This is a genomic window from Salmonella enterica subsp. enterica serovar Typhimurium str. LT2 (assembly GCF_000006945.2).
In the GTDB taxonomy this organism is placed as follows: Bacteria; Pseudomonadota; Gammaproteobacteria; order Enterobacterales; family Enterobacteriaceae; genus Salmonella; species Salmonella enterica.
The window spans coordinates 4565078-4578451 of the sequence record NC_003197.2 but is presented as its reverse complement, the minus strand read 5'-3'; the positions used below and the strand labels follow the sequence as shown (position 1 = coordinate 4578451).

General features: G+C 50.7%; 12 protein-coding genes, 1 tRNA gene and 12 other annotated features. Of the genes, 8 read left to right on the top strand and 5 right to left on the bottom strand.

Annotation, left to right across the window (positions count from 1 at the left end; genetic code table 11):
* Nucleotides 1–163 precede the first annotated feature (163 nt).
* Nucleotides 164–169 (top strand) — a ribosome-binding site (putative RBS for yjeJ; RegulonDB:STMS1H004221).
* The gene (gene yjeJ, locus STM4332; RefSeq protein ID NP_463196.1) for a putative inner membrane protein occupies nt 164–1034 on the top strand. Within the gene, nt 177–1034 belong to an annotated coding region; the region does not span the whole gene. Its footprint overlaps the feature before it by 6 nt.
* A gap of 47 nt (nt 1035–1081) precedes the next feature.
* On the opposite strand, the gene yjeI is transcribed toward yjeJ, so the two are convergent.
* The 3 genes from yjeI to mopB form a co-directional block, all read right to left on the bottom strand.
* Entirely contained in the window at nt 1082–1453 is a 372-nt protein-coding gene (gene yjeI, locus STM4331; RefSeq protein NP_463195.3) for a putative outer membrane lipoprotein, read from the bottom strand.
* Between the two features lie 225 nt (nt 1454–1678).
* Nucleotides 1679–3339 (bottom strand): chaperone Hsp60 with peptide-dependent ATPase activity gene (mopA, locus tag STM4330; protein NP_463194.1). Within the gene, nt 1679–3325 belong to an annotated coding region; the region does not span the whole gene.
* Nucleotides 3334–3339: a ribosome-binding site (putative RBS for mopA; RegulonDB:STMS1H004220), on the bottom strand. It overlaps the preceding gene by 6 nt.
* A gap of 29 nt (nt 3340–3368) precedes the next feature.
* Nucleotides 3369–3676 (bottom strand): chaperone Hsp10 gene (gene mopB / locus STM4329; protein NP_463193.1). Within the gene, nt 3369–3662 belong to an annotated coding region; the region does not span the whole gene.
* Nucleotides 3671–3676: a ribosome-binding site (putative RBS for mopB; RegulonDB:STMS1H004219), on the bottom strand. It overlaps the preceding gene by 6 nt.
* 246 nt (nt 3677–3922) lie before the next feature.
* Nucleotides 3923–3928, top strand: a ribosome-binding site (putative RBS for yjeH; RegulonDB:STMS1H004218).
* On the opposite strand from mopB, the gene yjeH reads away from it, so the two are divergent.
* Nucleotides 3923–5179, top strand: a protein-coding gene (gene yjeH / locus STM4328; RefSeq protein NP_463192.1) for a putative transporter. Within the gene, nt 3938–5179 belong to an annotated coding region; the region does not span the whole gene. Its footprint overlaps the feature before it by 6 nt.
* A gap of 58 nt (nt 5180–5237) precedes the next feature.
* Here yjeH and fxsA read toward each other — a convergent pair.
* Nucleotides 5238–5753 carry a suppresses F exclusion of bacteriophage T7 gene (fxsA, locus tag STM4327; protein NP_463191.3) on the bottom strand — a complete coding sequence of 172 codons (516 nt, stop codon included), beginning with the start codon at nt 5751–5753 and terminating at the stop codon, nt 5238–5240.
* A 232-nt stretch (nt 5754–5985) separates the two neighbouring features.
* Nucleotides 5986–5994 (top strand) — a -35 signal (putative -35_signal for aspA; RegulonDB:STMLTH004668).
* Here fxsA and aspA point away from each other — a divergent pair.
* From aspA to pheR, 6 genes are all read left to right on the top strand, one after another.
* The gene (aspA, locus tag STM4326; RefSeq protein NP_463190.1) for an aspartase occupies nt 5986–7491 on the top strand. Within the gene, nt 6055–7491 belong to an annotated coding region; the region does not span the whole gene. It overlaps the preceding feature by 9 nt.
* Nucleotides 6005–6013: a -10 signal (putative -10_signal for aspA; RegulonDB:STMLTH004668), on the top strand. (Overlaps the previous gene by 9 nt.)
* Nucleotides 6046–6051, top strand: a ribosome-binding site (putative RBS for aspA; RegulonDB:STMS1H004217).
* A gap of 101 nt (nt 7492–7592) precedes the next feature.
* Nucleotides 7593–7598: a ribosome-binding site (putative RBS for dcuA; RegulonDB:STMS1H004216), on the top strand.
* Nucleotides 7593–8907 (top strand): Dcu family anaerobic dicarboxylate transport protein gene (gene dcuA / locus STM4325; protein NP_463189.1). Within the gene, nt 7606–8907 belong to an annotated coding region; the region does not span the whole gene. (Overlaps the previous feature by 6 nt.)
* 111 nt (nt 8908–9018) lie before the next feature.
* Nucleotides 9019–9024 (top strand) — a ribosome-binding site (putative RBS for cutA; RegulonDB:STMS1H004215).
* The gene (cutA, locus tag STM4324) for a putative periplasmic divalent cation tolerance protein (RefSeq protein ID NP_463188.1) occupies nt 9019–9375 on the top strand. Within the gene, nt 9028–9375 belong to an annotated coding region; the region does not span the whole gene. It overlaps the preceding feature by 6 nt.
* Nucleotides 9332–9337, top strand: a ribosome-binding site (putative RBS for dsbD; RegulonDB:STMS1H004214). Its footprint overlaps the gene before it by 6 nt.
* The gene (gene dsbD, locus STM4323; RefSeq protein ID NP_463187.1) for a thiol:disulfide interchange protein occupies nt 9332–11054 on the top strand. Within the gene, nt 9351–11054 belong to an annotated coding region; the region does not span the whole gene. Before cutA ends, dsbD begins: the two co-directional genes overlap by 44 nt.
* A 24-nt stretch (nt 11055–11078) precedes the next feature.
* Nucleotides 11079–11084, top strand: a ribosome-binding site (putative RBS for yjdC; RegulonDB:STMS1H004213).
* The gene (gene yjdC, locus STM4322; protein NP_463186.1) for a putative merR family bacterial regulatory protein occupies nt 11079–11666 on the top strand. Within the gene, nt 11091–11666 belong to an annotated coding region; the region does not span the whole gene. (Overlaps the previous feature by 6 nt.)
* A 120-nt stretch (nt 11667–11786) precedes the next feature.
* Nucleotides 11787–11859 (top strand) — tRNA-Phe (pheR, locus tag STM4321).
* A gap of 245 nt (nt 11860–12104) precedes the next feature.
* Here pheR and STM4320 read toward each other — a convergent pair.
* Nucleotides 12105–12444 (bottom strand): putative merR family bacterial regulatory protein gene (locus STM4320; RefSeq protein NP_463185.1). Within the gene, nt 12105–12437 belong to an annotated coding region; the region does not span the whole gene.
* Nucleotides 12439–12444, bottom strand: a ribosome-binding site (putative RBS for STM4320; RegulonDB:STMS1H004212). (Overlaps the previous gene by 6 nt.)
* Nucleotides 12445–13374: the final 930 nt, after the last annotated feature.

Here is a 13374-nt window from a genome sequence, read left to right as displayed (position 1 = left end):
TTAAATACACCTTTCCGGTCCTCTCTTTTCAATAAAGTCCGTTTTAGGACTCGCTTAGCGTGTACTGCATTTTCGAATTATACTGGTTCTCCTTTTTATAGGACGGCATAAACAATTTATATATCAAATACATTGCAGTAAAACATTTAATTATTTTATATTTGTGGAGAATTGACATGGCCTTAACGATTAAGGGACTAAATACCGGCGTTATTCGTCACAATGATAAGTTTATCGCGCTGGCGCTTAAGGTGAAGTCACTGAGAAATAAAGAAACACTGCTTTTCTTTCCTGTGCTCGCGCTGCGAGACTTGTTGATCGGCCTTGAACACCGGCTTTATCTACAACACTCGCTTCCGGAACAAGAGCAGGAAAAACGCCAGAAAGCTAAAAGCAGTCATGTGCTTAAAATGCATGAGAATATTCCGGCAATACTCCGTGAAGAGCTGGAAAACGCCGATGTTAATCAGCGTGTTGAATCTTTAGCGTTGAGCGATAATACAGAAAAAGTATTAACCTTTACGTTAAAGCTGCACAATGGTAGCCATCTTGATTTACAGGTCGGTGAGTGGCAGGTTGAAGTTCTGGTGATGGCTATTATTCACGCCATTAATAATGCCGAAATGCGTGAGCTCGCATTGCGTATTTCTTCAATGCTGGACTTTTTACCATTATACGATGCTGACTGCCTGGAAAACGGTAATATCGAATTCGATACCTATAACCAGCCTGACTGGAAACATAATCTGTATAACCATTATTTAGCGCTCGTTTATCGTTATACGGATGAGGCAGGACAATCGCATGATTGCGGCACCATCATTAAGACCCGTAGTCAGTCAGGCTCTAAAGAAGCTGAAGCAATATCACGCCGCTTGCTGAATTTCAGCCCGCGTCTTAAAAAGCTGGAAGGAAAACCGTGTAAGGTTTTTGTCAGAACGCTTGGAACCGGTAAAGCAGCGCGTCTGACGCAAGATCAATGCATGCGCGCGTTGCATAATCTACGCATGGCATCATCGCAGGAAAAACGCTAACCATATCGCCCTCTGAATCTTTCAGAGGGCGTTACGATTCAGACATATCAGTTCGGACATTTATAAACCTGGCCGTTCATCTCGCTGGCCGTCGGGACAAAACTGGACAACATGCCCTGTGACGGACTACTTACGCCATACAGCACGTTTCCACCCATCGCGGCTGCCTGATTACGCAGATCGTTCGCTGCGCCACGCATTGAGCCACCCTCTTCGCCGTGCTGGCCTGAAAACCAGTTACTCTGTTTACCAGTTGCCGTACCAATAAGCTGGCATTCCGCGCCCGGCTTATCTTCGACAAAGCGTACATTTTGGCCGGCAGCGGTGAGTTCGTTGCTGGAGCTACAACCCGCCATCAGCAGCGCGGCGCCAACGATCCCTGCTAAATATTTCACGTGCATGTTATTCCCCATAATCAATGAGCTGGACGTTTTGTCCGTATCTGAATCTTATACTAAAAAGATGACTAAAAGAAAAACCCCCGGTCATTTCTGCCCGGGGGTTTCTCAATTCTGGGAGATAAGCACCCAAATCATTCTGGTTGCAGGAAGGCGGCCAGTTTGTTAATCCCCAGTCACTTACTCAAGTAAGTGACTGGGGTTAGCCAACGCATCTGCAGCCTGAAGGATGCAGGGGGTGGGCAATTACATCATGCCGCCCATACCACCCATACCACCCATGCCGCCAGCAGCGCCTAAATCAGGAGCATCGCTTTTCGGCAGGTCGGTCACCATGCACTCGGTAGTGATCATCAGACCAGCCACAGAAGCAGCGTACTGCAGCGCAGAACGGGTAACTTTGGTTGGGTCCAGGATACCCATATCGATCATGTTGCCGTATTCTTCAGTTGCTGCGTTGTAACCGTAGTTACCGTCGCCGCCTTTAACGGTGTTAGCGACAACAGACGGCTCTTCGCCGCAGTTCAGCACGATCTGACGCAGCGGAGCTTCCATTGCGCGCAGCGCAACTTTGATACCCACGTTCTGGTCTTCGTTCTGGCCTTTCAGGTCAGCAATTTTAGAAGCAACGCGGATCAGCGCAACGCCACCACCAGCAACCACGCCTTCTTCTACCGCAGCACGGGTCGCGTGCAGGGCATCTTCAACGCGGGCTTTCTTCTCTTTCATTTCAACTTCGGTCGCAGCGCCAACTTTGATAACCGCAACGCCGCCTGCCAGTTTCGCTACGCGCTCCTGCAGTTTTTCACGATCGTAGTCGGAGGTCGCTTCTTCAATCTGCTGACGGATCTGAGCAACACGGCCCTGGATGGCAGCTTCTTCACCCACGCCATCGATGATGGTGGTGGTGTCTTTGTTGATCACAACACGTTTCGCCTGACCCAGGTCTTCCAGGGTTGCTTTTTCCAGCTCCATACCGATCTCTTCAGAGATTACGGTACCGCCGGTCAGGGTAGCGATATCCTGCAGCATCGCCTTACGACGATCGCCGAAGCCAGGTGCCTTAACAGCAGCCACTTTCACGATGCCACGCATGGTGTTAACAACCAGGGTAGCCAGCGCTTCGCCTTCAACATCTTCAGCGATGATCAGCAGCGGTTTGCCTGCTTTTGCAACGGCTTCCAGAACCGGCAGCATTTCGCGGATGTTGGAGATTTTCTTATCAGCCAGCAGGATGAACGGGCTTTCCAGCTCTACTGCGCCAGTTTCCGGCTTGTTGATGAAGTAAGGAGACAGGTAGCCGCGGTCAAACTGCATACCTTCAACCACGTCCAGTTCGTCCTGCAGACCGGTACCGTCTTCAACGGTGATGACGCCTTCTTTACCGACTTTATCCATCGCTTCCGCGATCAGTTTACCTACGGTTTCGTCGGAGTTAGCGGAGATAGTACCTACCTGAGCAATCGCTTTAGAGTCGGAGCACGGTACGGACAGGGCTTTCAGCTCTTCAACCGCCGCAGCAACCGCTTTGTCGATACCACGTTTCAGGTCCATCGGGTTCATGCCCGCAGCAACGGCTTTCAAGCCTTCGGTAATGATGGACTGCGCCAGTACGGTCGCGGTGGTGGTGCCGTCGCCTGCAGCATCGTTCGCTTTAGAGGCAACTTCTTTCACCATTTGCGCGCCCATGTTTTCAAACTTGTCTTCCAGTTCGATTTCACGCGCTACGGAAACACCATCTTTAGTGATAGTCGGCGCACCGAAAGATTTATCCAGAACCACGTTACGGCCTTTCGGACCGAGGGTAACTTTCACTGCATCTGCCAGTACGTTTACGCCGCGCAGCATTTTCACACGAGCGTCGTTACCGAATTTTACGTCTTTAGCTGCCATTTTCTCTTTCCCTTAAATTCGTATGTTCAGTGTCGTTCGCGGATTACGCTTCAACAATTGCCAGAATGTCGCTTTCAGACATGATCAACACTTCTTCATTGTCGATCTTTTCAGATTTCACACCGTAGCCATCGTTAAAAATAACGATGTCGCCAACTTTCACGTCCAGCGGCTGTACAGTACCGTTGTCCAGGATGCGACCCTTACCGACAGCGATGATTTCGCCACGAGTTGATTTACCCGCTGCGGAACCGGTCAGTACGATGCCGCCAGCAGATTTAGACTCAACTTCTTTACGTTTGACGATCACACGATCATGTAACGGACGAATACTCATTGATAGCTCTCCTTTGAGAAAGTCATTATCAGTTATGGGTGACGCCGGCCCGTAAACGGTTTCCCGGCTGGTGACCAGAGAGATGGGGATGGGGTTTTGCCCCTTCAAGGGGGGAGATGAAAAAAAATTCTTCTGAGCGAAAAAAGCGGTAAAAACGCTACTTATCTCACGTTTACCCAAGGTTTAGAACATCCTGCTATAAGAAAAGGCGTGTGTGATACGCTTAAAAATGTCTGTCGTCACCTGACGTTACAATGCCGCCGGATAATGAGCTGATGAATGAACTAAAAAAAGAGCTTGGGTTGGTTCAGGGCGTTATCTTGTTAACCACATCATTATTAGGGACTGGCGTTTTTGCGCTTCCGGAGCTGGCTGCGCTGGCGGCAGGCGACATCAGCCTTTGGGCATGGCCGCTGCTCATTATTTTGATTTTCCCTATTGCGATTGTCTTTGCTGTGCTGGGGCGTCACTTTCCACACGCTGGCGGCGTAGCGCATTTTGTCGGGATGGCATTTGGCCCGCGTCTGCAACGGGTGATCAGTTGGCTGTTTTTATCAGTCATTCCTGTTAGTTTTCCCGCAGCCTTGCATATTGCGGTGGGTTTCGGCCAGGCGCTGTTTGGCTGGCAAAGCGAACAGCTCTTATTTGGGGAGCTGGGTACTCTAGGTTTACTATGGTTTATGGGATCGCGCGGCGCCAGCTCCAGCGCCAACCTGCAAGCCATTATCGCTGGATTAATTATCGCGCTTATTGCCGCCATTCTGTGGAAAGGCGCGATTAAACCTGCAGATATCACCTTCCCAGCCGCAAACGAAATCACCTTTTCCCGGCTGTGTACCGCCCTGGCGATCATGTTCTGGGGATTTGTGGGAATTGAGGCTTTTACGCATTTGTCGTCTGAATTTAAAAATCCTGAACGTGATTTTCCGCGCGCATTGATCATTGGCCTGATGCTGGCCGGCTCCATTTATTGGACCTGTACCGCCGTGGTGCTGCATTTTGGCGTCTATAGCGACAAGATAGCGGCAACAGCATCGCTACCGCTTATTATTGTTCATCTCTTCGGTATCCAGGCGTTGTGGATAGCCTGCATTATTGGTTATCTCACCTGCTTTGCCAGCCTGAATGTGTATGCTCAGAGTTTTGCGCGTCTGATATGGACGCAAATGCAATATCAGCCCGATCACTATCTGGCTCAACTCTCTCCCGGGCGCCTTCCCTTGCACGCGTTAAACGTTATTCTGGCCTGTTGTTGCGTGAGTTCCCTGGTCGTCTACGCCCTGAAGATTAACCTCAATGCGCTGATCGTCTATGCTAACGGTATTTTTATTATGCTCTATCTGCTTTGTATGCTGGCGGGCTGTCGACTATTGAAAGGGCGCTGCTATGCACTGGCGGTGACGGGTTGTCTACTGTGCCTGTTATTGCTGGTAATGCTGGGGTGGAAAAGCTTATATGCCATTATCATGCTGGCAGCATTATGGCTGTTTTTACCGAAGCGAAAACGCATGGCGTAAGACGTATCTGTTGGCCGGATAACGCCTCACGCGACTTATCCGGCCAGCATCTCTACCTTTAATCCCGACGATCGTCTTTATGTTCAATACGATCGCGATCGTCATCTTTACGCTGATACTCGCCGTCAAATGTTTCGCCACCGCCAGTACCCGCGCTAAACCCGCCGCCCGGCATCCGGGAAAAACGTAAATGCGGCAGCAACTTCAGCGTCAAATGTTTTTGCACCGGCGGTAACAAAAGGAGAAGGCCGAGAAAATCGGTGAAAAACCCCGGCAACAGGAGCAGTAAGCCAGCGATGATCAGCGATACACTCTTAATCATTTCTGCCGCCGGGCTCTCACCGGCCGCCATTTTTTGTTGCATCAGCAAAAAGTTTTTAAAACCCTGGTTACGTACCAGCGACATACCGATAACAGACGTAAAAATCACCAGGATTAGCGTCATCAGGACACCAAGCACATGGGCGACCTGGATAAAGATAGAAATCTCAATGTAAACATAGAGAAAGACAGCTAAAAAGGGTATCCAGCGCAAAGGACTCTCCTGTAAGTCATGGCCGTCTGCGACGACCATTTGAATGGGGTTGCGATTCGCATCGATTCGATATGGTGGTGCGTAGCAAAATTTCAAGTGGTTTGTACACCTATTTTAGGTAGTAATACTAAAGCGGTGACCTATTTCACAAAATAATAAATAAGGGGTAAATTCCCACACTTTAAGTGATCCAGATTACGGTAGGAATTCTGAACCAGCATATGATCTCGTTTATCAGGCCGATGGAGGGGATAATCGTCGGTCAGAAAACATTCGAAATCACATATATCCTGTGTGTTTTAAAGTAAAAATCATTGGCAGCTTGAAAAAGAAGGTTCACATGTCAAACAACATTCGTATCGAAGAAGATCTGTTGGGTACCAGGGAAGTTCCAGCTGAAGCCTACTATGGTGTTCACACTCTGAGAGCGATTGAAAACTTCTACATTAGCAATAACAAAATCAGCGACATCCCTGAATTTGTGCGTGGCATGGTTATGGTAAAAAAAGCGGCGGCGCTGGCCAACAAAGAGCTGCAAACCATTCCTAAGAGTGTGGCGAACGCCATCATTGCCGCATGTGATGAAGTCCTTAACAACGGTAAGTGCATGGACCAGTTCCCGGTAGATGTCTATCAGGGCGGCGCGGGCACTTCCGTCAACATGAATACCAACGAAGTGCTGGCCAACATCGGGCTGGAACTGATGGGTCATCAGAAAGGTGAATATCAGTACCTGAACCCGAACGACCACGTGAATAAATGTCAATCCACTAACGACGCCTATCCGACAGGCTTCCGTGTAGCGGTTTACGCCTCTATCGTCAAACTGATCGATGCCATCAACCAGTTGCGTGAAGGTTTCGAACGTAAAGCGGTTGAATTCCAGGACATCCTGAAAATGGGTCGTACCCAGTTGCAGGACGCCGTACCGATGACGCTTGGTCAAGAATTCCGTGCGTTCAGCATCCTGCTGAAAGAAGAAGTGAAAAGCATCGAGCGTACTGCTGAGCTGCTGCTGGAAGTCAACCTTGGCGCAACGGCAATCGGTACTGGTCTGAACACGCCGAAAGAATACTCTCCGCTGGCGGTGAAAAAACTGGCTGAAGTCACTGGTTTCGCCTGTGTTCCGGCTGAAGATCTGATTGAGGCGACATCTGACTGTGGCGCATATGTTATGGTTCACAGCGCGCTGAAACGTTTGGCAGTGAAGATGTCCAAAATCTGTAACGACCTGCGCTTGCTCTCTTCTGGTCCTCGTGCCGGCCTGAACGAGATCAACCTGCCGGAACTGCAGGCGGGCTCTTCCATCATGCCAGCCAAAGTGAACCCGGTTGTACCGGAAGTCGTAAACCAGGTATGCTTTAAAGTCATCGGTAACGACACCACCGTTACGATGGCGGCGGAAGCCGGTCAGTTGCAGTTGAACGTTATGGAGCCGGTTATCGGTCAGGCGATGTTCGAATCCATCCACATTCTGAGCAACGCGTGCTACAACCTGCTAGAAAAATGCGTTAACGGCATTACCGCGAATAAAGAAGTGTGCGAAGGGTACGTTTATAACTCCATCGGTATCGTCACTTACCTCAACCCGTTCATCGGCCACCACAACGGCGACATCGTCGGTAAAATCTGTGCTGAAACCGGTAAGAGCGTACGTGAAGTTGTGCTGGAGCGCGGCCTGTTAACGGAAGCCGAGCTGGACGATATTTTCTCCGTACAGAACTTGATGCACCCGGCTTATAAAGCTAAACGTTATACTGATGAAAGCGAACAGTAATCGTACAGGGTAGTACCAAAGAGGCACGTCACGATGACGTGCCTTTTTTCTTACAAGAAGTTACCAAATAACAACAATTTAATATCAACTTGTTAAACAACAAGGAAGGCTAATATGATAGTTGTCGAACTTATCATTGTTTTGCTGGCAATCTTTTTGGGCGCCAGACTTGGGGGCATCGGTATTGGATTCGCAGGTGGGCTGGGTGTTCTGGTACTTGCCGCCATCGGCGTGAAGCCAGGGACAATTCCATTCGATGTCATTTCCATCATCATGGCGGTTATCGCCGCGATCTCTGCTATGCAGGTCGCGGGCGGTCTGGATTATTTGGTAAACCAGACGGAAAAACTGCTGCGTAAGAACCCGAAATACATCACTATCCTCGCACCGATTGTGACCTATTTCCTGACTATTTTTGCTGGTACCGGGAATATTTCCCTGGCAACGCTGCCGGTTATTGCTGAAGTCGCGAAGGAGCAGGGAATCAAACCTTGCCGTCCGCTCTCGACCGCCGTGGTATCCGCGCAGATTGCGATTACCGCCTCGCCGATTTCTGCGGCCGTGGTGTATATGTCTTCTGTTATGGAAGGTCATGGCATTAGCTATATTCACCTGCTGTCCGTGGTTATCCCCTCTACGCTGCTGGCGGTGCTGGTGATGTCCTTCCTGGTCACGATGCTGTTCAACTCCAAACTGTCGGACGACCCGATTTACCGCAAGCGTCTGGAAGAAGGGCTGATTGAACTGCGTGGTGAAAAGCAGATTGAAATCAAACCAATGGCAAAAAATTCCGTCTGGCTGTTCCTGCTGGGCGTTATCTGCGTGGTTGTTTATGCGATTGTTAACAGTCCGAGCCTCGGCCTGGTTGAGAAACCGCTGATGAACACCACCAACGCTATTTTGATCATCATGTTGAGCGTCGCAACGCTGACCACCATCCTGTGTAAAGTGGAAACTGACGCCATCCTCAACTCCAGTACCTTTAAAGCAGGGATGAGCGCCTGTATCTGTATTCTGGGCGTGGCGTGGCTGGGCGATACTTTCGTATCCGCTAACATCGACTGGATCAAAGACACTGCGGGTAGCGTCATCCAGGGTCATCCGTGGCTGCTGGCCGTCATCTTCTTCTTTGCTTCCGCGCTGCTCTACTCTCAGGCGGCAACGGCGAAAGCGCTGATGCCGATGGCGCTGGCGCTGAACGTCTCTCCGCTGACGGCAGTCGCTTCCTTCGCCGCCGTTTCCGGCCTGTTCATTTTGCCGACCTACCCGACTCTGGTTGCAGCGGTACAGATGGATGACACCGGTACAACCCGTATCGGTAAATTCGTCTTTAACCACCCGTTCTTCATCCCAGGCACCCTGGGCGTCGTTCTGGCTGTCTGCTTCGGCTTCCTGCTGGGCAGCTTTATGCTGTAAGTGTTTCACCCGCGGGGCGTATCACGCCCCGCATTCTCCCGCCCTTTGACTAACATCCTGCCCTCGTCCGTTGTATAGTGACCGTTCACTTGCGGGTCTTTTTGTTCTTTCGAGGTGTTTATGCTTGATGTTAAGAGTCAGGATATTTCCATCCCCGAGGCCGTTGTGGTGCTTTGTACCGCCCCGGATGAAGCTACCGCCCAGGATCTGGCCGCCAAAGTGCTGGCGGAAAAACTGGCTGCCTGCGCCACCCTCCTCCCCGGCGCGACATCGCTGTACTACTGGGAAGGCAAACTGGAGCAGGAGTATGAAGTTCAAATGATCTTAAAAACCACCGTTTCACATCAGCAAGCGCTTATCGACTGCCTGAAGTCTCATCACCCGTATCAAACGCCTGAACTTCTGGTTTTACCTGTTACTCACGGAGATACTGATTACCTCTCATGGCTCAACGCATCTTTACGCTGATCCTGCTGCTGTGCAGCACATCCGCCTTCGCCGGATTATTCGACGCGCCGGGTCGCTCGCAGTTCGTCCCTGCCGACCGGGCGTTTGTTTTTGATTTTCAGCAAAATCAACACGATCTTACCCTCTCCTGGCAGGTAAAAGAGGGTTACTACCTTTACCGTAAACAAATCAGTATCACGCCGACGAAAGCGGATATCGCCGCAGTCCAACTCCCGACAGGCGTCTGGCATGAAGATGAGTTCTACGGAAAAAGCGAAATCTACCGTAAGCGGCTAAACGTTCCAGTAACGGTTAACCAGGCGGCGGCTGGCGCGACATTAACGGTAACGTACCAGGGGTGCGCCGATGCGGGATTCTGTTATCCGCCGGAAACGAAAACGGTGCCGCTAAGTGAAGTCGCCGCGGCAATAGACGCCACGCCGACGCCTGCTGTCACCCAGACGAGTGAGACGTCAAAACCCGCCGCCCAGCTACCTTTTTCCGCGCTCTGGGCGCTGCTGATCGGCATAGGCATCGCCTTTACGCCCTGCGTTTTACCCATGTATCCGCTGATTTCCGGTATTGTCCTGGGGGGAAGGCAACGTTTGTCGACGGGGCGCGCACTGCTGCTGGCCTTTATCTATGTACAAGGGATGGCGCTGACCTATACCGCACTGGGTCTGGTCGTCGCCGCGGCGGGATTACAGTTTCAGGCGGCGCTGCAGCACCCTTATGTGTTAATCGGCCTTGCCATCGTGTTCACCCTGCTTGCGTTGTCGATGTTTGGCCTGTTCACACTACAGCTCCCCTCCTCACTGCAAACCCGGCTGACATTAATGAGTAATCGTCAGCAAGGCGGCTCGCCCGGCGGTGTTTTTGTTATGGGGGCGATTGCCGGATTAATTTGCTCGCCCTGCACTACAGCGCCGTTAAGCGCGATTCTGCTTTATATCGCTCAGAGCGGCAACATGTGGCTGGGCGGCGGCACGCTGTATTTGTATGCATTAGGTATGGGTCTGCCGCTAATGCTGGTCACCGTGTTTGGCAACCGTCTGTTACCGAAAAGCGGCCCGTGGATGGCGCATGTTAAAACCGCTTTTGGTTTCGTGATCCTCGCGTTACCGGTCTTTTTACTGGAGCGGATTATTGGCGAGGCTTGGGGTTTACGTCTGTGGTCGCTGCTGGGCGTCGCTTTCTTTGGTTGGGCCTTTATCACCAGCCTTCAGGCCAGACGAGCGTGGATGCGTATCGTACAGATTATCCTGCTGGCGGCAGCGCTCATTAGCGTGCGGCCTCTACAGGATTGGGCGTTCGGATCGCCATCCGCGCAAGCTCCAGCGCACCTCAATTTCACGGCTATTTCTACCGTGGATGAACTCAATCAGGCGCTGGCGCAGGCCAAAGGCAAACCCGTTATGCTGGATTTCTACGCCGACTGGTGCGTGGCCTGTAAAGAGTTTGAAAAGTATACCTTCAGCGATCCGCGGGTCCAGCAGGCGCTCGGCGACACGGTGCTCTTGCAGGCTAACGTCACCGCTAACAATGCGCAGGATGTCGCGCTGTTAAAGCATCTGCAAGTCCTCGGGCTGCCCACCATTCTGTTCTTTAATACCCAAGGCCAGGAACAGCCGCAATCGCGAGTCACCGGCTTTATGGACGCCGCCACCTTTAGCGCGCATTTGCACGATCGCCAACCGTGAGCGACACTTGCAAAAGCAAAGACGGAGGAGAATACCGTGCAACGTGAAGATATTCTGGGAGAAGCCCTGAAATTACTGGAGACGCAAGGGATAGCCGATACTACGCTGGAAATGGTGGCGGAGCGCGTAAATCGCCCACTCGACACATTACAGCGTTTCTGGCCAGATAAAGAAGCCATTTTATATGACGCGCTACGTTATCTGAGTCAGCAGGTAGATATCTGGCGACGCCAGCTTCTTCTTGATGAGACGCTTTCTGCTGAACAAAAGCTACTGGCACGCTACAGCGCGCTTTCGGAATGTGTCAGTAATAACCGTTATCCTGGTTGCTTGTTCATTGCCGCCTGTACGTTTTATCCCGACCCAACCCATCCTATTCACCAACTGGCTAATCAACAAAAACGCGCGGCACATGATTTTACCCATGAGCTACTGACCACGCTGGAAATTGACGATCCGGCGATGGTTGCAAGGCAGATGGAGCTGGTGCTGGAAGGTTGTCTCAGCCGAATGCTGGTCAACCGCAGTCAGGCTGATGTAGATACCGCTCAGCGGTTGGCGGAAGATATTCTGCGTTTTGCACAGTGCCGTCAGGGTGGAGCGCTCACCTGACGGGTACTGATTTTATGCATTTTGCCTGAAAAGCAGGCAGTCAGCGCGCTTTTATCACTTTTTTCGTGTAAAGCCGTTGACGACCGCGCCCCTTTACGGTTTAATGCGCCCCGTTGCCCGGATAGCTCAGTCGGTAGAGCAGGGGATTGAAAATCCCCGTGTCCTTGGTTCGATTCCGAGTCCGGGCACCACTTATTCAGAAAACCCAGCCTATGGCTGGGTTTTTGCTTTTCTGGGAATGGAAATCCGTAGCCCCCATCTCTGGCCTGACTAGCTATAACGAGAAGGCCAGATTTTCTCTGGCGCAACGCCCAGCGCTTCGTCGATCAGCCGCTCATCTTTGGGCCAGGGTCAATATCAAATGTGAATTTGAACAATGTTCAATCGGAGGAGTAGAATCCATTTCCCACATGGTGTTAGAAGGTAAATTGTCAGGGGCTAGTCATTAAGAAACTTATTGAGAAGATTGCGGCTTTCCGAGAGCGCGTCAAACTGACGGTCTATCTGTGCCAGTTGTTCTCGCACTTTAGCTTTTAGTTCCTCGCAAGGTGAGGTTCCTGCATGTACGCAGTTCAGCAAACTACACACAACCGGTAACGTGAAACCTGCACCATTTAGAATAAGTATCCGTCTGACAATATCCACATCTTCTGACGAGAAACTGCGATAGCCCGTATCGGTTCGCGAAGGATGAAGCAAACCTGCGCTCTCGTAGTACCGAAGCATCCGTATGCTAACGCCAGTCAATGCCGCCAGTTTTCCAATCTGCATAACGTCCTCTTGACTCTGACACCGCTGTCAGAGTGTAAGCTTTGAACTCCCGAAATGACAGGAGTAGCAACATGTTAAAACTAGTCATGTGCGTCAAAAGGCGTGCCCATTTAACGCGAGAAGAATTTGATCATTACTGGCGTAACCAACATGCCTCACTGGTGGTTAAACACTCAGAACGTCTTGGTATTCGTAAGTACATCCAGACAGTTCCCCTGGCGAACAGTGCCGCGCAATCAGCGCTTCAGCAGACAAGAAATTCATTGCCCGTCGATTTTGATGGTTGCGCCGAGTTGTGGTGGGACAGTCTGGAATCGCATATTGCAGCCCGAAAAACAGAAGAAGGATTAAGCGCCCTTCAGGAGCTTATTGACGATGAGGGGGAATTCGTGGATTTGGAGCGTTCACAGCTATGGTACGGTGAGGAGCGGTGTGTGATTTCTGGGTGAAAAGTCGACGGGTTGAAAAATTACTCTATTTGTCGATTCAGAAGCGACTTTTTGGTGAAAATTTAAACCAACTCATTCTGGCGTTATATATGGACCAGGACACATAACGAAGCCCTACCCTTAAACGACGATTTTTCGTGATAACCATCACAAAAATAAAGCGATTTTTTATGGGGCCTTCGTGGGAGCGCTGTTTGTAAGAAATACCAACAAAACCAATAACAAACAGCACGTTAATCGTGAATATGACTCCGAGTCCGCACCACTATTCAAAGCCGGTTGATCAGATTTGCAAGATGCAATGCTGACGGACACAAAGGCAAGCCGGTAAAAACACGATGTAACGCTGTTACTTGTTGTTAAAAGAAAGGCTCTTAAAGAACAGACTTGTTAGCGCAAGTCTGTTTTTTTGCGCCTGATATTTGCAAGAAATCGGATGGCGTGATTTCTCCGGTTTCTGCTACATCAACGCAGGCGAAGCATTCCGG